A 26,631-nucleotide genomic window follows, 5' to 3' on the forward strand; every position below is an offset into this window, starting at 1 on the left:
ACACACCTTTCTAAATTACTGGCCTGCTGACGGACCGGGTGAAGGTATGGGAGCATCAGACGGCTCCGGGACCGCTGTTTCTTCCGGGTCGTCCTGCTGTTCTGCTGCCGCAGGCGGTGTCTCCGGAGCAGGGGTTTCTGCCGGGGAGGCTTCTTCTATCGGTTCAGGAGAAGGGACAGCTTCGGGCGGAACCTCCGGTGCCGCCTCAGGCGCAGTTTCGTTCTCTTCCGCTTTTTCCCCGCCGCCGGCTTCCTCCTGTTGTTGCTCTTCGGCCAGCTTCTCTTCTTCTGCAAGCCGCGCCTTCTCCAGTTCGGCCAGCCGGATCTCTTCCAGACGTCTGGCACGAATCTCGCCGATCAACGCCCGCTGGCTTTCCAGCGTGGAGATTCCCGCTGCCGCATGGTCTTTGGCCTGCGTCAGTTCGGCAGTATAGCTGTCATACATTGCGGTCAGTCCGCCTGATATATTGCCGTCCTGCAGCGTAATCAGGAAGGGCAGAGTCTGCAGCGGCTCCGGCTGGCTGAATTCAGGACCTCCGTACACGATATCGGCTACACCGGTGGTGAACAGATTGCCCTGATTCTGCACGGAGCGCAGGTAACGTATAATACCTTCAATGGATTCACTCAGTGACTCGGAGAGCACGCCGCTCTGGCTGATGCTGCTCTGAAGCTCGTTAAAGAAATGAGGATCGCCCAAATCAAGACAACCGGAGTCCAGCTTCTGCATATCTCCTCCAAGCGCTGCCAATGCGGCGGAAGCAGCGTTTAATTCCGCAGCAATGTCGCTCCAAATTTGGTTATTGGCAATTAACTGGCTATCGGCTGAGCTAATCTCGGCCTGCAGCGAAGTAATCCTTCCGGAGAGCTCCTGCTCTGCGGCATCCAGCTCCTCCAGTGACATCGATTCAATCCCCTTTAAGCCGGATGAGCCGGCTGAAGGCGTGAAGCCCTTCAAGGATGCCTGCAAGGCAGCCGCTTTCAGGACATGATCCCGGAAAGCGAGCAGCCGCTGCTTCACGGTGTCGGGGAATACTGCGCAGAAGGTAATGCTGTTCTCAAGCTCTGCTTGATCGGTGAAGCCGGCATATGTACTGCCCACCTGCTGCGAAGCCAGGAGAAACAGAATGGAGCAGGCAACGCCTGAACGCAGCTTGCGCACGGTTACTTTATCCCGTTTGCGGGTACTTCTTTTTCTTGCCGATCTTGGTAGCAGAGGAATACCTCCCCTCAATGTCCCTCACAATCGTTCGTTAGATTAGTTCGTTATTAAGAACGTTTCTGTAGTGAAATCATAACCGGATTCAGGCAAAAAGAAAACCGCCAATTTCGGCGGTTTTGTGCGTTATAAAGAACATTATCGTGTGATATCGCACTTTATCTCTGAATATCATTTAATATATCGTTCTTTATTAAGAATTATGTGTCAGTAGGCAGAAAAAACCGGCCTGCGCAGGCGCGAGCCGGTTAAAAGTGCTTTCCAATGAATGCAGGCCTGCTCCGAAGCGGGCCGCTCTTAAGGCAGCTTCTCGCCGCGCGAGCTGATGTACAGTTCGTACCATTCCTGCCGGGACAGCTCCAGGGAGTTCGCGTCGGCGCAGGCCGTGATGCGCCCGGGGTTCACCGTGCCGATGACGGGCTGGATGGCGGCCGGGTGACTTGTCAGCCAGGCCAGCACAATAGCCTCCGGCGTCGTGTTCTTCTCCCCGGCGAGACGCCGGACCAGCGCCGCAGTCTGTACGACCCGCTCCGGCTGGCCTTCCAGCGGACGGCCGCTGAACATGCCCTGGGCCAGCGGCCCCCAGGCCTGCAGCTGGATATTCTCCGTGCGGCAGTATTCCACCGTTCCCTCGGGGAAGGTGACGTCCTTCCAAGGGTCGCGGTTGACGCTGACCATGGCGTCCAGCCAGCTGATTTTGGCCAGGCTCATATGCAGCTGATTCACGATGAACGGCTCGTCGCAATAATGCTGCAGCAGCCGGATCTGGGCCGCGCTCATATTGGAGACCCCGAAATGGCGGACTTTACCGGCTTCCTTCAGTTTCCGCAGCGCATCGGCAATGTCCTCGGGGTCCATCAGCGGATCGGGGCGATGCAGCAGAAGGATGTCGATATAATCCGTGCCCAGGCGCTCCAGCGTTCCGTCGACGCTCTTCAGAATGTGGGCTCCCGAGATATCGAACGTGTTGGAGGCATCGCCCGGCTCCATCAGCCTGATCCCGCATTTGGACTGCAGAATCATCTCCTCGCGCAGGCCGGGGCGGTCCTTGAAGATCTGTCCGAACACCTTCTCGGCTTTGCCTCTGGTGTAGATGTCCGCATGGTCAAAGAAATTAATGCCGATGGACAAGGCGGCTTCCACCGCTTCATGGCCCTGCCTGATATTCTCTGCAGTCAGCGGCTCATGGTCCCAGCCTCCGCCCAGCCCCATGCAGCCTAAAGCGATGCGGCTGGCAGGAATGCCGCGTTTGTTCAGTGGCAGCGTTTTCAGCAAATGCTATCCCTCCGTCAACGAATAATGGCTTCTACGGAAACTATTGTACACCTTTAGAAGCCGGTATGGTATTTTTCGTCGCTGGAGGAGCGGTGCTTCGTGCCTTCTTTGTCCTTCTCTTCCTGCTGTTCCAGCTTCAGATCCTCCACCGGAATGGGGTCGACGTTCTGTTCACTCTCGTGCAGCTCGAACAGGCTCGGATTCTCCGTGGGATACTGCTCTGGGTGATCGCGGCGGTCGCGCAGCGGCTTCTTGTCGTCCTTGTTCATCGTTGGCACCTCACTTTTCGTATTTGCTCGTTTATAAACCTTTTTTGGTCCTTATAAACGGGGGCTGTGCCATTAGCTATATATGTTGAACTTTTAAAATTCAAATGGGATTGGTTCGTAACTGCGGGGGCTGCAGTAAACCAAAAACGCCGGGCAGCGATCCTCCAATGATAAGAGAATCGCTGCCCGGCTTAAATCTCCTCAAACAGCGGGGAACCGATATCGTTCAGCCTGCGCGCGGCGACATCGGCATACAGGCGCTTCAGCCATTTCAGCTCGGTCAGGCTGTGCTCATACCGGCCGTACATCAGATGCAGCGCCGAGCGGGGCACCGCCATGACATGCTCCTCGTACACCTGATAGTAGAAGTTAACCTGATGCTCGGTCTCACGGATGCGCTCCTCCAGCACCTTCTCTACCTTGCTCTGGTCAATGTGGCGGGAGAGGGCGAGGGCCATATACAGCGGATGGTAGACCTGCTCGTATTTCTTGATCTGCTGCAGGACCAGCTGCTCGAACAGCGCCTTTCCCGATCCGGTAATACGGTAGATCGTCTTATCCGGCCGGTCGCTGCTGGAGATGGTTTCGGTCGCTTCAATCTGTCCCTCGTCGGCGAGTTTGTCTACGGCGTAGTATAGCGAGCCCATCTGGAGCTTCATCATCTGGTTGTAGGAGCGCTCCTTCATGACCAGCATAATCTCGTAAGGGTGCATATCCCGCTCCAGCAGGAGGCCGAGGATTACCAGCTTCATGGACATGCTTTACCTCTGTTCGCTGCCTGGCGCTGCCGCCGGACGCTTCACCGTCAGCCGGTCCTTGCCTGGCATCAGGAGGACGAAGACAAGCCCCAGCACCGCAGGAACGATCGCCCACAGAAAGGTGTAGGCTACGGAATCGGACAGTGCGCCCGTAATCTTCTCCAGTACAGGAGCCGGTATCTGCGCTCTGGCCTCCGGTGTCAGGGCGGCGCGCGAGTCGCCGTAAGCCGAGACGTCGGCTCCGCTGCCGAAGGCGCTGCTCAGGCTGCTCGTGAAATGGTTGCGCTGGACGATCCCGAAGATGGTGATGCCCAGTGTCATGCCGAGAGAGCGCATAAAGGTGCTGGTCGATGTCGCCGAACCCCGCTGGCGGATATCGAAATGGTGAATGGCTGACATGCCGAGCACCGAGAAGGAGAAGCCGACGCCAAAGCCTGTCAGTGCCATGAAGCTGTTCAGCACGAGCCGGGACGTATCCGGTTGAATCGTACTTAAGGTGAAGATACCGGCTACGAAGCAGACGGCCGACAGCACCATGATATTGCGGAAGCTTACCTTCGTGGTCAGCAGGCCGCCCATCTGGCTGCCGATGACCGAGCCGATCATCATCGGCATCAGAATCAGCCCCGAATTGGTGGCGGAGCCGCCGAAGACGCCCTGAACGAAGATGGGAATGTAAATCGTCGCTACAATGAAAGCCGAGCCGTAAAATAGCGCGATCAGGCTGCTGGTCGCAAACAGCCGGTCGCGGAACATGGCAAAGGAGATGACCGGTTCCCTGGCATAGCGCTCAATGAAGAGGAAGGCGATGAGCAATACGGCAAATCCGGCGAACAGGCCGAGAATAATGGACGAATCCCAGGCATATTGATTGCCGCCCAGCTCCAGGGCGAACATCAGGCAAATGATTGCCCCCACCAGCGTAAAGGCGCCGCCCCAGTCGATCTTCTGCTCGGCGTGGGCGATGGATTCCTTATAAAAGAAGGCGATCAGGAAGAAAGCGATAATGCCCAGCGGCAGATTAATGTAGAAAATCCATTGCCAGCCGACATAGTCCGTAATATAGGCGCCGAGGAGCGGCCCGATGACGCTGGAGATGCCGAATACGGCGCCGAACAGCCCGGTCAGCTTGCCGCGTTTCTCCGCCGGGAAGATGTCGAACACAATCGTGAAGGCGATCGGCATCAGCGCGCCGCCGCCCACGCCCTGAATAGCCCGGTAGATGCTGAGCTGTGTGATGCTGCCGGCGGTTCCGCACAGCGCCGAGCCGGCCAGGAACAGAATCAGTCCGAAGATGAAGAACCGCTTGCGCCCGTACATGTCCGAGAGCTTGCCGAAGATCGGCGTTCCCGCCATGACCATAACCATGTAGGCGGAGGTCACCCAGACGATTTTGTCCATACCGCCCAGATCGGACACAATGGTGCCCATGGCCGCCGCTACGATGGTATTGTCCATGGCGGACATGAGAATACCAAGCAGCAGGCCGACGACCACGAGCTTGAGATTGCTTTGTTTGGTTTGCATGGTTCACGAGGCTCCTTTGCATGAAATCATTATGGAAAGATTATATTCAAATTTGAATAGGGAGAGCAAGAACTATTTCACTTTTCAACCTGGCCAAAATGTCAAAGGCGTATACGCAATGAAACAGCCGCTCCGGTAAGGGAACGGCTGGACAAAATAAAGGTTATGTATAGTGCAGTGACGGGGCTTTCTGTCAGGATATCCGTTCGGCGGCGGTTCTGAACAGCTCCCGCTCCTCGATGTAACGGATGAACAGCTCGGTCAGCTGCGGGTCAAACTGGCTTCCGGCGCAGGAGCGCAGCTCGGAGATGGCCTCGGCAACCGATTTGGTCCTCTGGTAAGGCCGCTCGGAAGTCATGGCGTCGAAGGAGTCGATAATCGTCAGCATCCGGCACAGGCGGGGGATTTCCTCCCCTTTGAAGCCGTAAGGATATCCTTTGCCGTCATAACGTTCATGATGCAGCTCGATAAAGGGGGCCAGCTCCTTGAATTTTTCACCGGTCAGCGCCATCTCCTTGCCCCAGGTGACATGCCACTTGACCATGTCCCATTCGTCAGGGGTCAGCTTGTCTTTTTTATTGAGGATTCCCCAGGGGATCTCCAGCTTGCCGATGTCGTGTATCAGGGCGCCCAGCGAAAATTGCCGTTTGGACAAATTGTCCAGCCCCAGCCGTTCGCTCATATCAAGGGCGTAGCGGTAGACGCGTTTGGAGTGCTTGAAGGTATCCATATCCTTGTACATAAACAGGCTCAGCTGCTGCTCGATATCGCGCACATCCTGGCTGAAGTCAAGCTCACGTTCAAGCTGCGACTGGTTGCCGTAGATATGCACCATGTTCTTGCCCTGCCTTTTGGCATAATAGAGCGCCTGATCGGCATGCTCCACCAGCTCGGACTTGGAGTGGATATCCGGCCGGTAGCCGGCGATTCCCGCTGAGAACGAAAGACAGCCCTGGGGGAGAATCTCCACGCCCTCAAAGGGAGAGTTGTTGAGCGTGCGGCGCAGGTTCTCCATGAATTGCCCGGCGGCGGCCGTATCATAACCCGGCATGAGCAGCGTAAATTCCTCCCCGCCGTAACGGGATAGAACCATCCCGGTGTCTTCGGTCGCTCTTCTCAGCAGGTCGGCCAGGAAGACGATCAGGCCGTCACCTTTTAAGTGGCCGAAATGATCGTTATACCGCTTGAAATTATCGATATCGATCATTGCCAGCGACAGCGGATAGCCGGCGCCCTGCTGCGATTTACGCATTTCTTCTTCCAGCGCGGTTTCGAAATAGCTGTGATTGAACAGCCCGGTCCGCTGGTCGCGGTTGGCCCGGTCTTCGATGCCGCGGTACATGCTGAACAGCCGTTTGAACGAATAGGAGATGAAGATGCTGAGGCACAGGAACAACAGAAGCCCCAGCATATGGTTGTAGTACAGCAGTGTTGTCAGCACAAGCGAAAGCACCAATGTGCATAAGTAAGCGAGAACGGCGTCGGTCAGCATGCCCTTGAGGGTATCAAAGAGTTTCTCGCGGTGGACAATATAATGGTAGAGCCCGACCAGCAGCAGGTTCAGCAGAAAATAGACACCCATCGCAGCGACGTAGGCGCCAAGGTGGCTGCCCAGCAGCGGTCCCTGCCGGCCGCCGAGCGCGGTGAAGAGGAACGAGGACGCAGTGATCATAATACTGTACACAGAAAAATTAATGATATGCCGCCATGGCGCGCCGCGCCGTTCGACAAACAAGGAAAGCACAGAGCTGCATAAGAGGGCCAGAAGCGTGAAAGAGGTCCCGAAGACAAAGATTGCCGCCAGGTAAGCCGCCGAATCCAGCGTTAGCCCGTTGCCCTGCGGGGGAAGCTGGAACGCGAAGACAATCAGAATGAGCGCGGCCGCTGACATGGCAGCAATCCAGCCCCAGGTTGATGCAGGAAGAGTGGTGAGCCCCCTGCCGCCATACGCGGCGAACAAGGTCAAGCCAAGCAGGCATAGGCCCAGGGAGTATAAATGTCTGATGTTCTTCCCCAGACTGCTTATGATCCGTAGATGCACTGTTGCCGCTCCTTTCAAATAAGTGAGTGATTTATGCAGGCCGGAGGAATTAACATTAGGACTCCGGAGGTAGGGGGTATATTTCGCTTTAAACCGGTAAATCTCCTGCCCGGACCAGTGTGATAGAGACAAAAGCATGTCTTGACATACCCATGGGGGGTATAATATAGTGTTGATAAGGAGGCTGATTGCTTTGGCTGGAAATGAACAGGCCCACAGCGGAGAATCCTGCGGCAACGGTTGCCCGCCGGCAGCTCCCGGTGTCCGCAAGAGCCATCATTCGCCGGAGTTCAAGAACGGGCTGACCACCCGGCTGAACCGGATTGAAGGCCAAATCCGCGGGATTAAGGGAATGATTGAACGCGATACGTATTGCGACGATGTGCTCAATCAGCTGGCGGCGGTCCAGGCTGCGCTGAACGGCGTAGGCAAGCTGCTGCTGGAAGGCCATATGAAGAGCTGTATTATCGAGCGGATTGAGGCGGGAGAGCATGAGGTCATCGATGAGCTGCTTATAACGGTCAACAAGCTGATGAAATAATAAGATATCTATTCAATCTCAGGAGGGGTTTAATATGTCAAACGCAACATTAACTGTCGAAGGAATGTCCTGTGGACATTGTGTCAGCGCCGTGGAGAAAGCCGTCAGCGGGGTAGGCGCATCGGCGAAGGTGGATCTTGCCGCGAAGACAGTAGCGGTGGAATATGACGAGAGCAAGGTAAGCCTGGGCGACATCGAGGCCGCCATTGAAGATCAGGGCTACGACGTCGTTAAGTAAGGCCGTAACTGTACAGACTAAGGCTTGGAGCGGGAACGGTTCTCTGGTTCCGGAGGCGCCAACGCCTTTTCTTTTTTCATAAAATATACCCTAAGGGGGTATGGAGGCGAGTGGTATGAATCAAATGTCAGCAGCGGGTGAACGGCAAACGACGCTGCAGGTCACCGGTATGACCTGCTCCGCCTGCGCTGCGCGGATTGAGAAGGGCTTGTCCCGCATGGAGGGCATCTCGCGGGTCAACGTCAACCTGGCGCTGGAGCAGGCGACCGTAGGGTATGATCCCGCGGTGGCCGGCGTTCCGCAGATTGAAGAGAAGATCCGTTCACTCGGTTACGATACGGTTAAGGAAGCGGCGGATTTCGATATTTCCGGCATGACCTGTGCCGCCTGCTCGGCGCGGATCGAGAAGACGCTGGGCCGGATGCCCGGCATCGCGGCGGTCAATGTCAATCTGGCGCTGGAAACGGCTCATGTCGAATACAGTCCGGGCCAGGTCGGCACGGCGGATATTATCGACAAGGTTGCCAGCCTGGGTTACCGGGCAGCGCTGAAACGGGACCGCGAAGAGGCGGCGGACAGCCGGAGCAAGGAGATTGTGCGCAAGCGGAACAAGTGGATTGTCTCCGCAGTGCTGTCCTTCCCGCTGCTCTGGGCGATGGTTGCCCACTTCTCGTTCACCTCCTGGATTCCGCTCCCGGAGCTGCTCATGAATCCCTGGTTCCAGCTGGCGCTGGCGACCCCGGTTCAGTTCCTTATCGGCTGGCAGTTCTATGTCAGCGCCTATAAAGCGCTGAAGAACGGCAGCGCTAATATGGATGTGCTGGTGGCGCTCGGTACCTCGGCGGCGTATTTCTACAGCCTGTATCTTACCATTGATTCCCTGTCGATGAGCGGGATGGACCATACGGTAGAGATGTATTATGAGACCAGCGCCATCCTCATTACGCTGATTCTGGTCGGCAAATGGTTCGAGGCGCTGGCCAAGGGGCGCTCCTCCGAGGCGATCCGCAGTCTGATGGGCCTGCAGGCCAAGACTGCACTGGTTGTGCGGGACGGCGCCGAGCTTACTGTTCCGGTTGAAGAAGTCATCCCCGGCGATATCGTGCTGGTGAAGCCGGGAACGAAGGTGCCCGTCGACGGCGAGGTGGTCGAGGGCTTGTCCTCGGTGGACGAATCGATGCTGACCGGGGAGAGCATTCCGGTGGAGAAGAAGCCGGGCGACTCGGTTATCGGCGCTACGCTCAACAAGAACGGCATGCTGAAGATCAAGGCCCGCAAGGTGGGCCGCGATACGGCGCTGGCGCAGATCATCCGCGTCGTGGAAGAAGCCCAGGGCTCGAAGGCGCCGATCCAGCGGATTGCCGACCGTATTTCCGGCATCTTCGTGCCGATCGTCGTCGGCATTGCGGCGCTTACCTTCGCCGTCTGGTATATCTGGGGCGCACCGGGGCAGTTCGCGGACGCGCTGGAGAAAGCGATCGCCGTGCTGGTTATCGCCTGCCCGTGCGCTTTGGGGCTGGCGACGCCGACCTCGATTATGGCCGGCTCGGGCCGTGCTGCGGAGTTCGGCATTCTCTTTAAGGGCGGCGAGCATCTGGAGGCGGCCCAGGCGATCCGGACCGTGGTGCTCGATAAGACCGGCACTGTAACCAGCGGCAAGCCGGTCCTGACCGATATCGTCACCACCACCGGTATTGCGGCGCACGGAAAGGTGCTTGCGGAGAACCGGCTGCTGGCCATAGTGGCCGCCGCCGAGAGGCTGTCCGAGCATCCGCTGGCCGAGGCCATTGTCTCCGGTGCGAATGAGCGGCGGCTGGACCTGCCGGAGGCCGGTCAGTTCGAAGCCGTGCCCGGCCGCGGAATATCGGCCGTGGTCGACGGGCAGGAGGTCCGCGTCGGTACGCGGCGGATGATGGAGGAGCTTGGCGCAGACACTGCTCCATGGGGCGGATTGATGCAGAAGCTGGAGCAGGAAGGCAAGACGGCGATGCTGGTGGCCGTAGACGGCGGGATTGCCGGGATTGTAGCGGTCGCCGATACCATTAAAGAAACTTCCAAAGCAGCTGTTGCCAGACTGCATGAGATGGGGATCGACGTCGTAATGATTACGGGCGACAACAAGCTTACGGCCAAGGCAATAGCCGATCAGGCCGGCATCCGCACTGTGCTGGCGGAGGTGCTGCCCGAAGGCAAGGCCGCCGAGATCCGCCGGCTGCAGCAGGGCGGGAACAAGGTGGCGATGGTCGGCGACGGCATCAACGACGCTCCGGCCCTGGCCACGGCCGATACCGGCATGGCCATCGGCACCGGGACCGATGTGGCGATGGAGGCGGCGGATATTACGCTGATGCGGGGAGACCTGATGAGCATCCCCGATGCCATCCTGATGAGCCGCAAGACCATGGCCAATATCAAGCAGAATTTGTTCTGGGCGCTCGCTTACAATACAATTGGTATACCGATAGCTGCCCTGGGCTTTCTCGCCCCATGGCTCGCCGGTGCAGCCATGGCCTTCAGCTCCGTCTCGGTGGTGCTGAATGCGCTGCGGCTGCAGCGGGTGAAGCTGTAAGGCAAGCGGCATACCAAGTAAGGAGTGAATGAACGATGAGCAATGAGAACCATTCGAATGAAACAACGAACGATACCCTTGACCTGCTGATGCGACACGCTTCTGTCCGCAAATATCAGGACCGGCCGGTTGCCGAGGAGACGCTCGCCGCCATTATCGGCGCGGCGCAAATGGCGTCCACCTCCAGCAACGTCCAGGCCTACAGCGTCATTGCCGTGGACGATCCGAAACAGAAGGCGCAGCTGTCCGCCCTCTCGGGCAACCAGGCCTACATCGAGGAGTGCCCGGTCTTCCTGATCTGGTGCGCCGATCTGTACCGGCTGCAGGAGACAGCCGGCCCGCAGCTGGAAGATGGCGGCACCTTCGATACGACGGAGAACTTCATCGTCGCCACTGTCGATGCCGCGCTGGCCGCGCAGAATGCCGCCGTTGCCGCCGAATCGCTCGGCCTCGGCATAGTGTACATCGGCGGCGTCCGCAACAACATCGCCGAGCTGTCGGAGCTGCTCGGCCTGCCCGAGCGGGTCTATCCGGTCTTCGGGATGTGCCTCGGCTATCCGGAAGGGGAATCCGGTATCCGGCCGCGCCTGCCGCTGGAAGGCGTGCTGCACCGGGGCCGTTACGACCAGGAGAAGACGGCCGCGCAGGTGGCGATCTACGACGAAGTCTCGCGGGAGTACATGCTGAAGCGCAGCGGCGGGAAGATGGATACGCCGTGGTCGGCGATGATGGCTAAGCGTTTTGCCGAGCCGTCGCGGATGCAGATGAAGGATTTTCTGCTCAGCAAAGGCTTTATGAAGCGTTAACCGCAAATGGATCGGCAAGAGAGCCTGTACCCGGCATGAGAATGCCGGTGCAGGCTCTTTGCGCTGTCCGCCCAGGAAAGCGGCGGAGGCGATCCGCCGGGTCATGGACGGGCGGTGGGAAGTGTCGCCGACTGGCCTTCGGCAGCCTGCGCGAGGAGAATCCGCTCACCGGGCGCGAGCGGAATATTCTGAGGCTGGCCGGAGAGGGCCTTTCCGCCGGGGAGATTGCCTCCGGCCTGCATCTCTCCTACGGCACCGTCCGCAACTACATCTCCGAGATTCTCGGCAAGCTGGAAGTGAAGAGCCGGATCGAAGCGGTGCGGCTGGCGGAGGAGAAGGGCTGGATTTAGGCCGGGATCACTTGGGTTCTGCGGCACTCTTCCCGGAAGGAACGGCGGGCTCTGCCTTGTCTTCGAAGTGAATCAGGACCAGCATGAGCAGGGAAACGGCGACAATCTGTGTCACCATAAATGCAGTGGGGACCTCAAATAGTGTATCCGTTAACGGCAGCAGGCCGATAAAGACAACGTATTGATGAGCGGAAATGTGCTCAATCGTTCTTTGAATCATCTCACTGTAAATCATGCTCTCACCCCCTCTGCCTAAAAGATTATCAGAATCGCTTTGCGGATTTTTGATATTTATTGCGCTCTTCCTGCTGCTGCTGACGGCCTGGGTCCGGACGGCAAAAAAAGCTCCGCTCCCGGTATTTAACCGGAGCAGAGCTTGAGGGTTAAAGAGATTGGGCACAGGGTGACAGCAGTCTGGCGATGGCTGAATGGCTGAATGATGAGCGTCTTCCCATCACTTTCTGCTCTTCGCCTGCTCCTCCCGCATCCAATCCGTCAGCCGGCGGCGCAGCCGCAGAAATTCCGGATCATCCGTGATTTCATCCCGGCGCGGCCGGGGGAACGGAACATCCACGGTATGAAGAACCGAGCCGGGCCGGCCGGAGAATACATAGATGCGGCTGGAGAGCAGCAGCGCTTCTTCGATGCTGTGGGTGATGAACAGCACGGAGCGGCGGTTCTCCTCCCACAGCTCCAGCAGCCAGCGCTGCATCTCGCCGCGCGTCAGCGCGTCAAGCGCGCTGAACGGCTCGTCGAGCAGCATCAGCTCCTGCGGCGCCAGGAGCGCCCGCAGGAAGGCGGCCCGTTGCTGCATGCCGCCGGAGAGCATGTGCGGATAGGCCTGCTCGAAGCCGCCGAGCCCGATTCTCTGCAGCCAGCGGCGGGCGGTCTCGCGCGCTCCGGCGCGCGGCAGGCCCCTGATCTCCCCGGCGAGCAGGACGTTGTCCTCAATGGTGCGCCAGGGGAAGAGCGCGGGTTGCTGCGGCATATAGCTGATCTCGCCGCGTTGACCGGTTACTTCCTTGCCGTTCATGCAGATGCTGCCCTTGTCGGGCAGCGTCAGCCCGCCGATAATGTGGAACAGCGTGCTCTTGCCGCAGCCCGAGGGACCGACGAGGGAGACGAATTCCCCGCGGCCTACCGTAAGGTTCACCCCGTCCAGCACAGGCGTCGTGCGGCGGCGGCGGGTGAAGCTCTTAGAGACGCCCTTGACCTCCAGGGCAGGCGGCAGAGTCTGCGGATTACGCGGTTCGGCAGCTCCGGAGAGGAACGGCTTCTCCTGCGCGTCCGGGAAAGCGCCTGTCTTGGAGGCGGATGTCAGAGCATCGGTGAATTGTGTCATAACATGGACACCTCCTTAGGTTGGTTTGCCCGGCTTCCAGCGCACAAGCCATCTCTCCAGCAGGGCGATAACCGCGAAGAGAGTGAGGCTGAGCAGCACGACAATGACAATCGCCACGAACACGCGGTCGGTGCGGTAGGCGGCCTTCTGCAGCAGCATGTAGTAGCCGATGCCTTTGTCCGAGCCGATCCATTCGGCAACGACGGCGCCCATGACGGCGTATGTAGCAGAAATCCGTACGCCGGAGAACAGGGAAGGCAGGGAGCCGGGCAGCTCCAGCTTGCTGAAGATCTGCCATTTGCTTGCCCCGGCCATCTTCATATAATTCAGCATGACCCTGTCGGTCTGGGCCAACCCGCCCATGGCGGCCACGGCCACGGGGAAGAAACAGACGAGCGTAATCAGCACGATCTTCGGCAGGAGCCCGAAGCCGAACCAGATAATCAGCAGCGGCCCGAGCGCGATCGTCGGAATGTTCTGGCTGAGAATCAGCAGCGGATACACCGCCCGCTTCAGACCGGGCAGCAGATGCAGCAGGAGCGCGACAATCAGCCCCACCCCCGTCCCGATGGGGAAGCCGATCAATGTCAGGCGCAGTGTAGCCGCCGTATGCTCCCGCAGACCGGAGGAGTTGCCGGCGGCTTCACGGGCGATGGCGGCGGGTCCGGGCAGAATCCAGGCTTCGATGTGAAACAGGGACACCGCCAGCTGCCACCCGCCCAGAACAAGAACGACCGCCACTAAGGGCGGCCAGACTTGACTCCAGTACGATCTCACGGCCGGTATTTCTCCGTCAGCTTCTCCATGCTGATGCCATTTGGATTGTGGGCGATTTTGATCTGGGAGATGACGCTGGGGCTGCCGGCTTCGATCAGCGCTTCGTTCATTTGCCGCACCACTTCCAGCAGCTCCGTAATATCGCCTTCCATCGTCGTTTCCAGCGGGTTAACCTGATGCTTCACGCCGGAATTCTGAATGACCTCAATCGCTTTATCGACATAGGGAATGGAGTCCTCGTTGTTCGGTGTCTTGGGAATAACTTGAATGCTCAGCAAAGTGTTGGCCATAATAATCCATCCTCTCATTTACATAGTGAGCTCTATAGAACACGAGCCCCGCTGCTTACTTCATCAAAAGACCGGCCGTACCGTCAGCTTTCCGGCAAAAACTCATTGGTAAACGCGGCCTCTGCATCGAGCGGCTGCTCCAGGAGCTTCAGCTCATACATCCAGTCGCCGTAGTTCTGCCATACTTCGGCCTTCTGCTCGCCCCAGCGGGCGGCATCGTCCTTGTATTTCGGGCTGAGCCATTCCTGGCTGGCCTTGACCAGCTCCGGATCAAGATCCGGCACGGCTTTGATCAGAATATCCGCGGCCTCCGCCGGATTGGCGATGGCATACTCATAGCCTCTTGAGGTTGCCGCGAGGAAGGCCTTCACCAGCTCCGGCCGCTCGGCGATTTCCTTCTCGCTGGTGGTCAGCACCGGCGTATAGTAATCCAGCTGCGGCGCGTAATCCTTCAGGTACAGCATGTCGAGCGGCTCGCCGCGCAGCTCGGCTTCAATGCCGGTCCAGGCGTAGAACACCCAGGCGAAATCGATGTCGCGTTTCACGGCGGTGAAGTAGTCCGCCTCCCCGATATTGACGATCTTGACCTTGGAGACATCTCCGCCCACAGGGTCCATGATCGCCTTCATGGCCGCCTCTTCGGCGGGTGAACCCCAGCCGCCGTAGGTCTTGCCTTCGAAATCCTTCGGCGTCTTCAGATTGCGGTCCTTCGGTCCGGCGAAGCCGGAGGTGTTATGCTGAATGACTGCCGCGATGGAGACCAGCGGCACATTCTGCAGGCGGGCCAGGGTGAGCGCCTCCTGGGCGCTTACGCCGAAGGCGGCTTCGCCGGAGGCGACCATCGTGTCGGCGCCGGCTGCACCGGGCTGCACGATTTCCACGTCCAGTCCTTCCTCTTCATAGTAGCCCAGCTCCTTGGCCGCGTACAGCCCGGTGTGGTTCGTGTTCGGCGTCCAGTCGAGCGCCACCTTGATCTTGGTCAGCTCCTGCGGGGCGGCAGTAGCTTCCCCCGCATCCGCCGCAGGTGAGGCGCTGCTCTCTGCCGGCGCATTTGCCGTGTTGCTTCCGCCCCCGTTGTTTCCGCAGCCGGCCATTACGGCTGCCAGCAGCAGGACGAGGCAGAAGGTGAATGCTTTTTTGACTCCCATAGGTTCTCTTCTCTCCTTCTTGGCAACCCCTAGTCTTCCAAGTTCCGAATATACCATACACAAAAAAGCGCCCCGGTTCATCGGGACGCTACGTAGTCGCACAAGGCTGGTCGCTGCGGCCTTAAACTTAAGGCTGCGGGCGCTGAACGAATTCCTACGCTGGCATTATCCAGATCAGGTGTAAGGGTCAGTATCTTTAAGGGATACAATCTCAGCCGGCCTATTCCAGCACCCCTGGTTCTATGAAGTTTCGGGTATTGCTTGTTACGGTGTATTATAGACGCCGCTTCCGTCATTTGTCAAAGAGCAATCTGCTCAATCCGGGCTTTCCATCCGCTTTCTGCGGCGCCTGCGAATGCTGCCGTACAGCTCTTTAACCGTCATGAACAGGCTGACCGCAATCCCGGTGAAGGTTACGGACAGCGCCAGATACTCAAACGGGGAGTATTCCAGCAGCTTGCTCCAGTCGATAGGATTCTTCAGATCCTCGATGACCTGGTTCATCCCGTAGATCCCGCTTACTACAGTGAAAATAGTCAGGATCATCAGGAGGGTATCGCGGCGCCTTGCCTGGAATTTCTCCTGATACTGAAACAGATCGTCCAGCGTCATCTTAACCTCATCGAACAGGGCGTCGTTGCCGTATACTTTGCGCAACTGGAGGAAGATCTCCCGGCCCTGTGACTGCGAAATCAGCTCCAAGAAATAAAACTTGGCCGAAAACTTATTGATCAGAAAGATCAGATCTTCAATCTCGTCGTAATCGTGGTCAATGCGCAGGCGGGAGTGGAGGTTGGCCAGCTTCAGCAGGACGATTTTGTGAAAAAGGTTCAGCAGCAGCCCGTAATAATACTGGCCGTACATCTGGTTGGCCAGCTCCGTGGCAACCTCCCGCCCGGCCCGGCTCATGCAGCAGAAAGTCTGCTCGTTGGTCATATAGTAGGTATCGGGACCCCAGCGGCTATAGGAATGCTCTCTGCAATAGTTCTCGATGTAGCCGGGATCGCTGGCGCTGGAATACGGCCTGCCTTCTGCATTAAACCCGTCCAATTGGGAGGCGCGGTAACGCAGCAGCGGGGTCAGTTCATCCGTGGCGCTGCGGTTAAAGCCGTAAAAGGCCTGTACCATCATCCGCTCATCGACGAAGAAAGGCAGCGTCTCGAAATAAGCCCCACCCAGTTCCTCGCCATCGAGAAAAGACTCCAGACCATCGGCCAGATCGCGGAAAATAAAATCCTCGACCTGCTCATAGCATTTGTCTCCGCAGCGGATGCTGGACTGCTTGTCCCGGACCGACACATCCTCCAGGGTGCGGAAGCGGTCGGCGAATTCCAGGGCCAGGCTGAACGGCAGGTCCTCCTGTTCGATCTGTACCCGTATCGTCAGGAACCCGAGCTGGAACGGGCAGACGAATACATCGGTCGAGTGCACGCGAAAGGCGACATCGCATTCGCCGAGCTCCAGGCTGCAGGCCAGATTATAGGCCCGGGAGAAGCGGCGGAAGGAGTCGACGGACTTTTCGCGGGGGAACAATACATGGGCGGCAAAGGGCAGGTAGCTGCGTTCCATTTTCTCATGGGATACACAGTAGCCTTCCCCGTAATAAGCATCCTCCAGTTCCTTGTTGTCGAGAAAAAAGGGGGTGAAGCCGTCCTGCTTGAGCTTGGCGATCAGCGCCTTGTTCTCGCCGTCTTTGATGGAGAAGGGAAAGATAAACTGCAGCAGTGCCGTATGTAATGTGGGTTCTTGTTCTATGGTAATTATAGAATCGGTCATAGGCTTACCACCTTATACACAGGATTTAAGTCATGAATTTGCCCCGGATTCATTCCGCAGGGTGCGGGTACACTATTATAAACACAGTTGGCCGGGTAAATAAACTTCCGGACTTTAAACTGCGGGCGAACATGGATTTATCCTGCCCGGATATGAAGGGAGCTATTTCGTCAATGGATCAGAAAGCGCTGGAGCAGACAATCATCAAGACGCTGGGTGACAACAAATTCGGGTCCTTCGGCACGATTGAGGCCGGCAACAAACCGAAGGTGCGTTACATGGCTGTTTTTCATGAGGGGTTGAATATTTATCTCGCTACCGACCGTAAGACGCATAAAGTGGAAGAACTGCAGGATAACCCGCATGTCTTCCTGCTGCTGGGATATGAGCAGGGCGGCGGTAAGGATGTGCTGGAGATTGAAGCGAATGCTGCGGTTACCAAGGATGACGGGCTGCGCGCGAAGGTCTGGAATGAGTCGCTGGAGAAGTGGTTCAGCGGTCCGGAGGACCCGGATTATGTCATTCTGGAGCTGACGCCAACGCGGATGGAATATATGGGCCAGAACAAGGAGCATGGCGTCTGGCAGGCGCCGTCTCCGGTATAAGTGATTAGCTTATGAACAAGCCGTCTTCATCGCCCAGGCAGGGCGGGAGGGCGGCTTTTATTCTTTCATTAATGATGGTGCAAGGGGGGCTGAGGCAAACGGCTACCCCTTGTTCTGCGATGGTTGCAGCCGGATGGTAGCGTATGGCAGGCCGTGCTATAATGGGGCATTACAAAACGGACTGTGCCAGAAAGGAAGGAAGCAGAGATGAGTGTTACACTGCTGTATGTGGAAGATGACCGGGAGATCGGCAGCGCCGTATCCGCCGACCTGCGCGAACGGGAATACGCCGTGCGCTGGCTGGAGAGCGGGGAAGGCGCGGTAGAAGCGGCGGCAGGCTGCCAGCTGGCGATTCTCGACGTAATGCTGCCCGGGCTTGACGGCTTCACCGTCGGCCAGCGGCTCAAGCGCGCCTTCCCGGAGCTGCCGGTACTGATGCTGACCGCCCGCGCCTCCATTGACGACAAGCTGCAGGGGCTTGATTTCGCCGACGATTATGTCACAAAGCCGTTTCATCCCGATGAGCTGGCCGCGCGGATCGAGGTTCTGCTGCGCCGCAGCGGAGCGTCCGCTGCGGCGCAGCTGCAGCTTAAGCATCTGCTGGTTTCTGACGGTGGGCAGCAAATCACCGGTGCCGGAGGCCGGGAGATCGTCCTGACCGGCAAGCAATTTCAGATTTTCTCCTATCTGCTGCGCCATCTGGGCCAGATTCTCACCAAGGAACAGATTTATGAAGCGGTCTGGGGCGAGCCTTATCTTGAAGGCGATAAGACACTGATGGTACATATCCGGTATCTGCGCGAGAAGCTGGAGCTTGATCCCGCAGCCCCGGAAATTATTGAGACGGTGCGGGGCATCGGCTACCGGGTACGGGCATGAAGGTCAAGGAATGGATGCGGAGCCGTTCACTGCTCTCGCGGTATTTGCTGATTATAGCGACAGCAGTTCTGTTTATTCCGGTCATTATACCGCTTACCTTGATCGGCTATGGAGTATTCTCGGCAATGAACAATGAAGATCTGCCGAAGGAATATGAACCCTACACCAGTATTTCTGCGCTGGAAACCATGTGGCATCAGGAGGCGCTCGGGCTGGACGGGGCTTCTGCCGAGGCCGTCGGCCGGCGGCTGCAGGAATTGAGCGGGCAGTATGACCGCGCCGCCATGTTCTGGGTGGACGGCGCAGGCGGGACCCGGCTGGTGCTGCCTTGGCGGGAGGGCCCGGAGGCGCGTGAGATCCCAGTCATCCCGCAGCGCTGGAGTGCGGCGGAGGCGATTGCCTTCATGAAGAGCAGCGCGAAGCTTGAACCGCTGGCGATCGTCGCTTTCATCGGCGACCGGGCGGATGCGGGAGAAGGGTTTATGGTCATGCAAATTCCCGAATATCTCCGGGATGATGTGCAGCTGTATTCCGGCCTTGAAAGCTGGTACATGGTGATGCTGCTCCTGTTCTTTGTCCTGTTCATCCTGATTTCGCTGCTGTTCTTTAATGGTATCCGCAGACGTCTGCTGCGGCTGCAGACGGCAATGGCCTTCGGCGGAGAAGACGGGCTGCCGCAGCCGATTGCACCGGGCAAGCCCGATGAGATCGGACGGCTGGAGGATGCCTTTAACACGATGATTGCCGAGCTTACGGCCAGCAGGCAGCGGGAAGCGGAGGAAGAGGGGCTGCGCCGGCGGCTGGTGGCCGATCTGTCGCATGACCTCCGCACACCGCTTACCGTCATCCGCAGCCACCTGCATGTGCTCGGCAAGGAGGAGGTGTCGCCGCGCGGCAAGGAATCGCTGCAGCTGATGGATGAGCGGATCGAAGGCTTAAGCCTGCTGATCGAGAATCTGCTCTCGTACAATCTGCTCAGCAGCGGCAAGATGCAGCTGAGCCTGGAACGCAGGGATGTGCTGCGGCTGGCCCGGGCTGGCGCGGCCGCCTGGTATCCGCTCTGGGAGAAGGAAGGCTTCACGGCCGACATTGACCTGGAGGGCGAGCCGCTCTATTGGAATGTCGATGAGAGCTGGTTCCGGCGCATTCTCGACAACCTGTTCCAGAATATCCTCCGCCATGCGCGCAGCGGCCGCTACGTAGGCGTAGCTGCAGAGGTCCGGGAGGGGCGGCGGGTGCTCGTGATCTCGGACCACGGCGCAGGAATGGGCCAATCCACGGAGGCAAAGGGAGCAGGCCTGGGGCTTGCGATCGTAGACCTCCTGCTGAAGCGGATGGAGCTGGACTGGAAAGCTGAAAGCTCGGGGCAGGGGACGGAAATCGTGATCTACCGGCCACTTTAATTCGGCATAAGAGCGGACTTCCGCTGCTTTTTAAACAAAATTTAAACTTGGCCCTGCCGCTCCTTTAACCTTGCCGCGTTATGCTGGTTACCGAGGTGAACGAAATGACAGAAACGGTAATCAGAACAAGGGATTTACGCAAGGTATACCGCGGCCGGGCGGCGGTGGAGCAGCTTAACCTGAACATCGGCAGAGGGGAGATCTACGGTTTCCTCGGTCCGAACGGCGCCGGCAAAACGACAACGATCCGGATGCTGCTCGGCCTGATCAGGCCGACCTCGGGAAGAATAGAGGTCTTCGGCCGGGAGCTGCGGAGCCACAAGCTGGACATTCTCCGCAAAGTGGGCTCGCTGGTGGAGTCCCCCTCATATTACGGCCATCTGAGCGCCGTCGAGAATCTGGAGGCCATCCGCCGGATTCTCGGGGTGCCGAAGCAGCGGATTGCCGAAGTGCTGGACATTGTATCGCTTACCGGCGAAGAGAAGCGCCCGGTGAAGGGCTTCTCGCTCGGGATGAAGCAGCGGCTCGGCATTGCTGCCGCCCTGCTGGGCGGTCCGGAGCTGCTGATTCTGGATGAGCCGACGAACGGTCTGGATCCGTCGGGTATTCAGGAGATCCGCTCGCTGATCAAGCGTCTGCCGGCGGAACAGGGGATTACAGTGCTGGTATCCAGCCATCTGCTGAGCGAAGTGGAGCAGATGGCCGATACAGTGGGGATCATCCGCCAGGGGCAGATGGTCTATCAGGACAGCATCGCCCACCTGCAGCAGCAGGCGGCCGGCGATCTGCGCCTGGCCCTGTCCGAGCCGGAGGCGGCTCTTGCGCTGGCGGAGCGCAGAGGCTGCGGCGGAGAGCTGCGGGAAGGGCGGCTGATCCTGCCCCGGATGAACGACGCCAGGGTGGCGCTGTTTGTCAAAGAGCTGGTAGAGAACGGACATGCCGTTTACCGCGTGGAGGAACGGAGACAGTCGCTGGAGGAATTCTTCCTGCAGGTCGTGGAAGGAGGGGCGTCATGATGTGGCGTGCGCTGTCGGCGGACTGGCTGAAAATCCGCGGCAAGGGGCTGTGGTTTCTGGTCTTTCTCGGGCCGGCGGGCCTTCTGGCGATGCAGGGACTCAATTTCGGGCTCCGCTACGACTATTTAAAGAACATACACCAAGCCGACCTATGGGGCGGGCTGCTGGACAATCTGTCTAATTTCGTGCCGGTGGCCCTTTATCTCGGCGGCACATTGATCTGCTCCATGATGGCGAATGTGGAGCACCAGACAAGCTCCTGGAAGCAGCTGTTGGCCCTGCCGGTCTCGCGGGCCGCCGTCTTCCTGGCCAAGCTGCTCCTGTGCCTGCTGCTGCTGGCCGCTTCCTGCCTGCTGCTGTCTGCGGGAACGGTGGCGCTGGGCTGGATGCTCGGCTTCCAGTCCCAGCCGGTTCCCTATACAGATATTCTGCGGATCGGGTTCCTGGGCTATGCGGCAGCGCTGCCGGTGATCCTGCTGCAGCTGTGGCTGTCATTGGCCGCACGCAATCAGACCTTTCCCATCGCTTGCGGAATTACCCTGTCGCTGCTAAGCCTCTTCTCGTACTCGCTGTCGGAATGGTTTCCGCTGAACTGGCCGGGCTTGGCCTGGAGCAGTTCAAAGCCTTGGCTGTTCAGCATCTCGGGCATCTTCCTGGGCCTTCTGGTGCTGCTGCCGGGAGCCTGGCATTTTGCCAGAAAGGATGTGGCCTGATATGCGGACCTTTATGCGCATCCTCTCGGCGGAGCGGCTCAAGATGTCGCGTTCCTATCTTTGGATCCTTCTGCTGATCAGTCCGGCGATATCCGTGGTCATCGGTGCGCTGGCAGATGTTACGGAAGGGACGACAAGCGGCATCACTTGGCAGATTCTGCTCGGGGTCATGGCTATGGCGCACTCCATGCTGTTTCTCCCGGTCCTGGCAGGCATCTTCGCGGCGCTGATCTGCCGCAGCGAGCACAGCGACGGAGGCTGGAAGCAGCTGCTCGCGCTGCCTGTCACGCGGGGGGCGGTGTATTTGGCGAAGTTCGCCACAATCCTGCTGCTGCTGGCGGCCGTGCAGCTGCTGTTCCTGGCAGCATTGCTTGGGGTAGGATTGTTCCGCGGAGCGGAAGGGCCGGTTCCATGGGGGACGCTTGCTTCCAGCATCTTCGGCGGATGGTTCGCCTGTCTGCCGCTGGCTGCGCTGCAGCTGGCCGTATCCCAGCGCTGGACCAGCTTCGGCGCTCCGCTGGCGCTGAATGTAAGCTTTACAATTCCCAATATGCTGATCGCCAATTCCGCCGATTACGGGCCGTACTATCCCTGGCTGCAGCCGATGCTGGCGATGGCTCCGATGTCTTATTACGGGGATGAGAGCTTCGGCGCCTTCAATCTGCCGCTTGAGACGCTTATGATCGTCGTTGCCGGAAGCTTGGTGCTGTTTCTGGCGGCGGGGTTCCTGTCTTTCCGGAGCAAGGCTGTGTAGTTTAAGCGGTAGAAGCTGTCTCTCCCTCCATGCTATGATGCCTCCATGGACATTGAATACGATTTTTTTTATAATAATCGTAGAAGTTCCTATTAACATCCCGGTACCGGGATAGCCTATGGAGGAGGACGGAAGCATGGAGCCGGCGGCACTTGAAGATTGCGACAATACATGCAGCGGTTCTGAGCCGGGACCGGATCCGGCGCTGATTCTGCCTGACCGCAGCACGACGGACAAGATGGCGGAGATGTTCAAGGCGCTCGGCGACCCGACCAGGGTGCGGCTCATTTATGCCTTATCGAAGCAGGAGCTGTGCGTGCATGATCTGTCGGCCATCCTCGATATGGGGCAATCGGCGGTATCGCACCAGCTCCGTTATTTGCGGAATCTGCGGATCGTGAAGCGCCGTAAGGAAGGCAAGACCGTATATTATTCGCTGAATGACGCGCATGTCGAGCAGATTTTTCTGCAGACGCATGAGCACATCCGGCATGAATAGAATTATAACATTTTAATGGACAACGTCCCTTCGCCATACGGCGGAGGGACGTTGTCTTGGTTAGCCATGTAGAGTTAAGGAATGCAAGAGAAGAAGCCCAAGAAAGAGCTTCGTAGCGCCGCAGCTACACCCTCAGCTTCCCGTGCCGCAGTGCAGAATCCTCAATCTGCAGGGTGGCATGGTCAACCCCGAACCGCTGCTCCAGCAGATCTAGGGCCTGCTGCAGAATGAGCCGGAAATCGCTGCCGTCTTCCACCCGTAGATGACCGCTGAGGGCATCCATTCCCGACGTGATCGTCCAAATGTGGAGATCATGCACGTCCAGCACGCCTTCCACGGACAGCAGGGCCTCTTCCACGGCGGCGGCATCCACCGTATGCGGGGTGCCTTCCATTAGAATGTGGAAGGCCTGCTTGATGACGTGCCAGGCGCTGCGCAGAATCAGCAGCGCTACAAGCACGCTGATGAGCGGGTCGGCGATATACCAGGAGAAGAGCTGCATCAGCAGTCCGGCCAGCAGTGCGCCGACCGAGCCAAGGGCATCGCCCAGCACATGCAGGTAGGCGCTCCGGACATTGATGTTATCGGTGCCGCTGCGGCGCGTGAGCGCCCAGGCGCTGGCCAGATTCGCCAGCAGGCCGACGGCGGCGATCAGCATCATGGAGCCGCCGGCGACCTCCGGAGGCGCAGCGAACCGCTGCCAGGCTTCCCACATAATAAAGCCGGCGATAATAAAGAGCGTAGCTCCGTTAAACAGGGCGGCCAGAATTTCAATCCGGTAAAAGCCGTACGAATTTCTGGCGGTGGCAGGCTTGGCAGCCAGCATTACGGCAATGAGGCTCAGGGCAAGCGAGGCCGTATCGCTGAGCATATGCCCGGAATCGGACAGCAGGGCCAGGCTGTTCGTAATCAGTCCGCCGGCGAATTCCAGCAGCATGATGCCGGCTGTAATAATAAGAGCTGTCAGCAGGCCCGCGCGGGTATTCGGCGCATGAGAATGCGAATGTCCGTGACCTCGAGCAGAAGTGTGTCCGTGGTCATGATCGTGTGTGTGCATAAGCTCATGCTTGTGTCCATACCCACGTTCATTTTCCTGCCCAAATTCGTCTCCGTGCTCATGACTAGCTTGGTGTTCATGTCCGGTGTTTGTATTCTGTTTGTTTTTCGGCTTCCGTAGTATCATCGGTTCCAGCCCCTTTACAAATTAACATATGAATAGTTGCTCATATGTTAATAATACATCCGGAAGACTGGAGAAACAAGAGGAATTCATGATTGTATAGCATGCCTATCCAGCAATGAAATATACGCTCCGCGCATTGACGCTGCCTGTTTAAGGGGCATATAATATGTGTAACTCAACATATGAACATTTACTCATATATAAATATCCCGGGGAGATGAGCCAGAATGAACGCGGTGGAGGGGAAGATCAGACGGCAATGGCTGCTGGAAGGGCTGCATTGCGCCAATTGCGCCATGAAGATTGAAGACCGGGTGAAGCGGATCGAAGGCGTCTCGGCATGCTCCGTTAACTTTGCCCTGAAGACATTGACACTGGAGACCACTGTGGCTGATTCGGAGCATGCCGCAGCCGAAGCGCAGAAGACCGTGCATGCGCTGGAGCCTCATGTCCAGCTTAAGGAAGTTGGCAACGGAGGCCAAAGGTCTAAAGCTAAGCCGGCTGCCGCCCGGGAGGGGGCCGCTGCGGAAGCTTCTTCTGCCGGGAATCCGCCAGAAGGCCACACGCTCAGCCACGCTCATGCACAGGGCCACGCTCACGCACACGGCCACGCTCACGCACATGGCCACAGCCATGCTGATTCTTCCGGCCACGCGCATGATTACGCCCATGACCACAGCCATGGCGGGGAGAATATGCGCGGCACTGTGCTGCGCCTTGCCATCGGCGCAGTGCTGGGTGCTGCAGCGCTGCTCCTGCCGCTGGACGGCTGGCCGGAGCTGCTGCTCTACATCGCCGCTTACCTGGCCGCCGGCAGCGATGTGCTGCTTACGGCAGGCCGCAATATCGTCCGCGGCCAGATCTTCGACGAGAACTTTCTGATGGCGCTGGCGACACTCGGCGCCTTTGCGATCGGCGAATATCCTGAAGGCGTCGCCGTCATGCTCTTCTACCAGGTCGGCGAGCTGTTCCAGGGAATGGCCGTCAACCGCTCGCGGCGCTCCATTACGGCGCTGATGGATATCCGTCCGGAATACGCCTGGCTTAAGGACGGGGACGGACCGAGACGGGTATCCCCGGAAGAGGTGGGGGTAGACGACCTGATTATTGTAAAGCCGGGCGAGAAGGTTCCGCTTGACGGGACGGTCGTGGAGGGAACCGCCATGGTGGATACCTCCGCTCTGACCGGCGAATCGGTGCCGCGTTCCGCCGGACCCGGCAGCGGGGTGCTGAGCGGGTTCATTAACCGCAACGGCGTCCTTACCGTCCGGGTGACCAAGGTGTTCGGCGAATCGGCCGTATCGCGGATACTGGAGCTGGTGCAGAATGCCTCGAGCCAGAAGGCCAAGACGGAGACCTTCATTACCCGGTTTGCCCGGAAATATACACCTGCGGTAGTTATTGCAGCGCTGCTGCTGGCTGTTCTGCCGCCCCTTCTGCTCGAGGGGGCCGAATTCTCGGACTGGATTTACCGGGCACTGGTATTCCTGGTCATTTCCTGTCCCTGCGCGCTGGTGGTCTCCATTCCGCTCGGCTTCTTCGGCGGAATCGGTGCAGCCTCGCGCAGCGGCATACTGGTTAAGGGCAGTAATTATCTGGAGGCGCTTAATGATGCGAGAATCGCTGTTTTCGATAAGACGGGTACATTGACCAAAGGGGAGTTTAAGGTAACCGGCATTTATCCTGCAGGGGGGACCTCCGAAGCGGAGCTGCTGCGCATGGCGGCGTATGCGGAGAGTCACTCCGGCCATCCGATTGCGGAATCGATCCGCGCAGCCTACGGACAGGAGATTCCCGCCGGGACGGTGTCGGATTACAATGAAATCTCCGGCCATGGAATATCCGCTGTGGCCGGGGGCCGGGCAGTGCTCGCCGGCAATGCCCGGCTGATGGAACGCGAGGGTATTGCCGTGCCCTCTCCCGAGACTGCCGGAACGATCGTGCACGTTGCCGTCGGCAGGACATATGCAGGGCATCTGATCATTGCCGACGAGATTAAGCCTGATTCCCTGCAGGCTGTGCAGGCGCTTAGGGCGCTCGGCATCCGCAAGACGGTAATGCTGACCGGAGATTCGGAGGCCGTGGCGCAGGAGGTCGGACGGCGGCTGGGGATTGACGAAGTCCGCGCCGGGCTTCTCCCCGAGCATAAAGTCGAAGCCATCGCCGCTTTGGAGAAGGAGAAGGGACGGCGGGAGAAAATTGTATTTGTCGGCGACGGCATCAACGACACGCCGGTGCTGGCCAGAGCGGATGTCGGGGTCGCGATGGGCGGCTTGGGCTCGGATGCAGCCATCGAAGCGGCGGATATCGTCATTATGACCGATGAGCCCGCCAAGCTTGCTGCGGCCATCTCCATTGCAGGGCGTACGCGCCGGATCGTATGGCAGAACATCATTTTTGCACTGGGCGTTAAAGCTCTATTTCTGCTGCTAGGCGCGTTTGGCATTGCGACAATGTGGGAGGCGGTATTCTCCGACGTCGGCGTCACCGTGCTTGCGGTGCTGAACAGCATCCGGGCATTGCAGGTACCACAATCCAAGTGAATTTTAATTAGTAAACAGTCAATCTAGTGAAAGAAATGCGAAAAAATAAGCCTGACAGGTTCCAGCTTATGGGTCCACAGGCTTATTTTTTGTGCCAAAACTAATCTGAAT

25 protein-coding genes, 1 pseudogene and 1 riboswitch are annotated in these 26,631 nt (G+C 58.4%); of the genes and pseudogenes, 13 read left to right on the top strand and 13 right to left on the bottom strand.

Features of this window, described 5'->3' with window-relative positions; all coding sequences use genetic code 11:
• Positions 1-15: 15 nt before the first annotated feature.
• The 6 genes from F1381_RS14870 to F1381_RS14895 form a co-directional block, all read right to left on the bottom strand.
• Positions 16-1,161: a hypothetical protein gene (locus F1381_RS14870; protein ID WP_151735634.1), complete on the bottom strand. Its 1,146-nt coding sequence runs from the start codon at positions 1,159-1,161 to the stop codon at positions 16-18.
• Positions 1,162-1,515: 354 nt separating this feature from the next.
• Positions 1,516-2,493 carry an aldo/keto reductase gene (locus F1381_RS14875; RefSeq protein ID WP_246188041.1) on the bottom strand — a complete coding sequence of 326 codons (978 nt, stop codon included), beginning with the start codon at positions 2,491-2,493 and terminating at the stop codon, positions 1,516-1,518.
• Between the two features lie 53 nt (positions 2,494-2,546).
• Complete coding sequence (locus F1381_RS14880) at positions 2,547-2,762, bottom strand: hypothetical protein (RefSeq protein WP_151735635.1); 216 nt, start codon at positions 2,760-2,762, stop codon at positions 2,547-2,549.
• Between the two features lie 191 nt (positions 2,763-2,953).
• On the bottom strand, positions 2,954-3,520 hold the full coding sequence (locus F1381_RS14885) for a PadR family transcriptional regulator (protein WP_151735636.1): 567 nt from the start codon (positions 3,518-3,520) through the stop codon (positions 2,954-2,956).
• Positions 3,521-3,523: 3 nt separating this feature from the next.
• Complete coding sequence (locus F1381_RS14890; protein WP_151735637.1) at positions 3,524-5,047, bottom strand: MDR family MFS transporter; 1,524 nt, start codon at positions 5,045-5,047, stop codon at positions 3,524-3,526.
• Between the two features lie 193 nt (positions 5,048-5,240).
• Complete coding sequence (locus tag F1381_RS14895; protein WP_343043412.1) at positions 5,241-7,088, bottom strand: diguanylate cyclase domain-containing protein; 1,848 nt, start codon at positions 7,086-7,088, stop codon at positions 5,241-5,243.
• 193 nt (positions 7,089-7,281) lie between these two features.
• On the opposite strand from F1381_RS14895, the gene F1381_RS14900 reads away from it, so the two are divergent.
• From F1381_RS14900 to F1381_RS14920, 5 genes and pseudogenes are all read left to right on the top strand, one after another.
• The gene (locus F1381_RS14900; RefSeq protein ID WP_151735639.1) at positions 7,282-7,629 is read left to right on the top strand and encodes a metal-sensitive transcriptional regulator; all 348 of its coding nucleotides are present in this window, start codon (positions 7,282-7,284) and stop codon (positions 7,627-7,629) included.
• Positions 7,630-7,663: 34 nt separating this feature from the next.
• Positions 7,664-7,867 (top strand): copper ion binding protein, encoded by a 204-nt coding sequence (locus tag F1381_RS14905; protein WP_151735640.1) that lies wholly within the window; start codon positions 7,664-7,666, stop codon positions 7,865-7,867.
• Between the two features lie 115 nt (positions 7,868-7,982).
• Entirely contained in the window at positions 7,983-10,436 is a 2,454-nt protein-coding gene (locus tag F1381_RS14910) for a heavy metal translocating P-type ATPase (protein WP_425495278.1), read from the top strand.
• 35 nt (positions 10,437-10,471) lie between these two features.
• Complete coding sequence (nfsA, locus tag F1381_RS14915) at positions 10,472-11,242, top strand: oxygen-insensitive NADPH nitroreductase (protein WP_151735642.1); 771 nt, start codon at positions 10,472-10,474, stop codon at positions 11,240-11,242.
• Positions 11,243-11,324: 82 nt separating this feature from the next.
• Positions 11,325-11,592: pseudogene (locus F1381_RS14920) on the top strand (response regulator transcription factor); the annotation flags it as partial.
• A 7-nt stretch (positions 11,593-11,599) separates the two neighbouring features.
• Here F1381_RS14920 and F1381_RS14925 read toward each other — a convergent pair.
• From F1381_RS14925 to F1381_RS14950, 6 genes are all read right to left on the bottom strand, one after another.
• Positions 11,600-11,827 (bottom strand): hypothetical protein, encoded by a 228-nt coding sequence (locus tag F1381_RS14925; protein ID WP_151735643.1) that lies wholly within the window; start codon positions 11,825-11,827, stop codon positions 11,600-11,602.
• Positions 11,828-12,046: 219 nt separating this feature from the next.
• A complete protein-coding gene (locus F1381_RS14930; protein ID WP_151735644.1) occupies positions 12,047-12,934 on the bottom strand; it encodes an ABC transporter ATP-binding protein in 888 nt (295 codons plus the stop codon).
• 15 nt (positions 12,935-12,949) lie between these two features.
• Complete coding sequence (locus F1381_RS14935; protein ID WP_151735645.1) at positions 12,950-13,711, bottom strand: ABC transporter permease; 762 nt, start codon at positions 13,709-13,711, stop codon at positions 12,950-12,952.
• Positions 13,708-14,001 carry a thiamine-binding protein gene (locus tag F1381_RS14940; protein ID WP_151735646.1) on the bottom strand — a complete coding sequence of 98 codons (294 nt, stop codon included), beginning with the start codon at positions 13,999-14,001 and terminating at the stop codon, positions 13,708-13,710. Before F1381_RS14940 ends, F1381_RS14935 begins: the two co-directional genes overlap by 4 nt.
• An 83-nt stretch (positions 14,002-14,084) precedes the next feature.
• A complete protein-coding gene (locus F1381_RS14945; protein WP_151735647.1) occupies positions 14,085-15,149 on the bottom strand; it encodes an ABC transporter substrate-binding protein in 1,065 nt (354 codons plus the stop codon).
• 132 nt (positions 15,150-15,281) lie between these two features.
• Positions 15,282-15,395: riboswitch (TPP riboswitch) on the bottom strand.
• A 69-nt stretch (positions 15,396-15,464) separates the two neighbouring features.
• The gene (locus F1381_RS14950) at positions 15,465-16,925 is read right to left on the bottom strand and encodes a hypothetical protein (protein WP_151735648.1); all 1,461 of its coding nucleotides are present in this window, start codon (positions 16,923-16,925) and stop codon (positions 15,465-15,467) included.
• 173 nt (positions 16,926-17,098) lie between these two features.
• On the opposite strand from F1381_RS14950, the gene F1381_RS14955 reads away from it, so the two are divergent.
• The 7 genes from F1381_RS14955 to F1381_RS14985 all read left to right on the top strand — a co-directional run bounded on the left by F1381_RS14955 (position 17,099) and on the right by F1381_RS14985 (position 22,794).
• Positions 17,099-17,530, top strand: coding sequence for a pyridoxamine 5'-phosphate oxidase family protein (locus F1381_RS14955; protein ID WP_151735649.1), 432 nt, complete (start codon positions 17,099-17,101; stop codon positions 17,528-17,530).
• Between the two features lie 207 nt (positions 17,531-17,737).
• Positions 17,738-18,409, top strand: a complete 672-nt coding sequence (locus tag F1381_RS14960; RefSeq protein WP_151735650.1) for a response regulator transcription factor — start codon at positions 17,738-17,740, stop codon at positions 18,407-18,409.
• The gene (locus F1381_RS14965) at positions 18,406-19,812 is read left to right on the top strand and encodes a sensor histidine kinase (RefSeq protein ID WP_151735651.1); all 1,407 of its coding nucleotides are present in this window, start codon (positions 18,406-18,408) and stop codon (positions 19,810-19,812) included. The genes F1381_RS14960 and F1381_RS14965 overlap by 4 nt, the downstream gene beginning before the upstream one ends.
• Before the next feature lie 104 nt (positions 19,813-19,916).
• Positions 19,917-20,828: an ABC transporter ATP-binding protein gene (locus F1381_RS14970; protein ID WP_151735652.1), complete on the top strand. Its 912-nt coding sequence runs from the start codon at positions 19,917-19,919 to the stop codon at positions 20,826-20,828.
• Positions 20,825-21,541, top strand: a complete 717-nt coding sequence (locus F1381_RS14975; protein WP_151735653.1) for an ABC transporter permease — start codon at positions 20,825-20,827, stop codon at positions 21,539-21,541. Before F1381_RS14970 ends, F1381_RS14975 begins: the two co-directional genes overlap by 4 nt.
• Before the next feature lies 1 nt (position 21,542).
• Positions 21,543-22,295: an ABC transporter permease gene (locus F1381_RS14980; protein WP_151735654.1), complete on the top strand. Its 753-nt coding sequence runs from the start codon at positions 21,543-21,545 to the stop codon at positions 22,293-22,295.
• Between the two features lie 136 nt (positions 22,296-22,431).
• Entirely contained in the window at positions 22,432-22,794 is a 363-nt protein-coding gene (locus F1381_RS14985) for an ArsR/SmtB family transcription factor (RefSeq protein ID WP_151735655.1), read from the top strand.
• A 124-nt stretch (positions 22,795-22,918) separates the two neighbouring features.
• On the opposite strand, the gene F1381_RS14990 is transcribed toward F1381_RS14985, so the two are convergent.
• Positions 22,919-23,851, bottom strand: a complete 933-nt coding sequence (locus tag F1381_RS14990; protein WP_151735656.1) for a cation diffusion facilitator family transporter — start codon at positions 23,849-23,851, stop codon at positions 22,919-22,921.
• Positions 23,852-24,204: 353 nt separating this feature from the next.
• Here F1381_RS14990 and F1381_RS14995 point away from each other — a divergent pair, with 353 nt between their 5' ends.
• Positions 24,205-26,520 carry a heavy metal translocating P-type ATPase gene (locus F1381_RS14995; protein WP_151735657.1) on the top strand — a complete coding sequence of 772 codons (2,316 nt, stop codon included), beginning with the start codon at positions 24,205-24,207 and terminating at the stop codon, positions 26,518-26,520.
• Positions 26,521-26,631 lie beyond the last annotated feature (111 nt).

Source organism: Paenibacillus tengchongensis (assembly GCF_008973665.1).
Classification (GTDB): Bacteria; Bacillota; Bacilli; order Paenibacillales; family Paenibacillaceae; genus Paenibacillus_AQ; species Paenibacillus_AQ tengchongensis.

Excerpts from the sequence above, each read along its gene's own strand:
- F1381_RS14990 (WP_151735656.1), bottom strand. The coding sequence starts at position 23,851 with ATGCACACACACGATCATGACCACGGACACACTTCTGCTCGAGGTCAC.
- F1381_RS14965 (WP_151735651.1), top strand. The coding sequence starts at position 18,406 with ATGAAGGTCAAGGAATGGATGCGGAGCCGTTCACTGCTCTCGCGGTAT.
- F1381_RS14925 (WP_151735643.1), bottom strand. The coding sequence starts at position 11,827 with ATGATTTACAGTGAGATGATTCAAAGAACGATTGAGCACATTTCCGCT.
- F1381_RS14970 (WP_151735652.1), top strand. The coding sequence starts at position 19,917 with ATGACAGAAACGGTAATCAGAACAAGGGATTTACGCAAGGTATACCGC.
- F1381_RS14950 (WP_151735648.1), bottom strand. The coding sequence starts at position 16,925 with ATGACCGATTCTATAATTACCATAGAACAAGAACCCACATTACATACG.
- F1381_RS14910 (WP_425495278.1), top strand. The coding sequence starts at position 7,983 with ATGAATCAAATGTCAGCAGCGGGTGAACGGCAAACGACGCTGCAGGTC.
- F1381_RS14945 (WP_151735647.1), bottom strand. The coding sequence starts at position 15,149 with ATGGGAGTCAAAAAAGCATTCACCTTCTGCCTCGTCCTGCTGCTGGCA.
- F1381_RS14955 (WP_151735649.1), top strand. The coding sequence starts at position 17,099 with ATGGATCAGAAAGCGCTGGAGCAGACAATCATCAAGACGCTGGGTGAC.
- F1381_RS14940 (WP_151735646.1), bottom strand. The coding sequence starts at position 14,001 with ATGGCCAACACTTTGCTGAGCATTCAAGTTATTCCCAAGACACCGAAC.
- nfsA (WP_151735642.1), top strand. The coding sequence starts at position 10,472 with ATGAGCAATGAGAACCATTCGAATGAAACAACGAACGATACCCTTGAC.
- F1381_RS14890 (WP_151735637.1), bottom strand. The coding sequence starts at position 5,047 with ATGCAAACCAAACAAAGCAATCTCAAGCTCGTGGTCGTCGGCCTGCTG.
- F1381_RS14985 (WP_151735655.1), top strand. The coding sequence starts at position 22,432 with ATGGAGCCGGCGGCACTTGAAGATTGCGACAATACATGCAGCGGTTCT.
- F1381_RS14885 (WP_151735636.1), bottom strand. The coding sequence starts at position 3,520 with ATGTCCATGAAGCTGGTAATCCTCGGCCTCCTGCTGGAGCGGGATATG.
- F1381_RS14905 (WP_151735640.1), top strand. The coding sequence starts at position 7,664 with ATGTCAAACGCAACATTAACTGTCGAAGGAATGTCCTGTGGACATTGT.
- F1381_RS14960 (WP_151735650.1), top strand. The coding sequence starts at position 17,738 with ATGAGTGTTACACTGCTGTATGTGGAAGATGACCGGGAGATCGGCAGC.
- F1381_RS14975 (WP_151735653.1), top strand. The coding sequence starts at position 20,825 with ATGATGTGGCGTGCGCTGTCGGCGGACTGGCTGAAAATCCGCGGCAAG.
- F1381_RS14980 (WP_151735654.1), top strand. The coding sequence starts at position 21,543 with ATGCGGACCTTTATGCGCATCCTCTCGGCGGAGCGGCTCAAGATGTCG.
- F1381_RS14995 (WP_151735657.1), top strand. The coding sequence starts at position 24,205 with ATGAACGCGGTGGAGGGGAAGATCAGACGGCAATGGCTGCTGGAAGGG.
- F1381_RS14880 (WP_151735635.1), bottom strand. The coding sequence starts at position 2,762 with ATGAACAAGGACGACAAGAAGCCGCTGCGCGACCGCCGCGATCACCCA.
- F1381_RS14930 (WP_151735644.1), bottom strand. The coding sequence starts at position 12,934 with ATGACACAATTCACCGATGCTCTGACATCCGCCTCCAAGACAGGCGCT.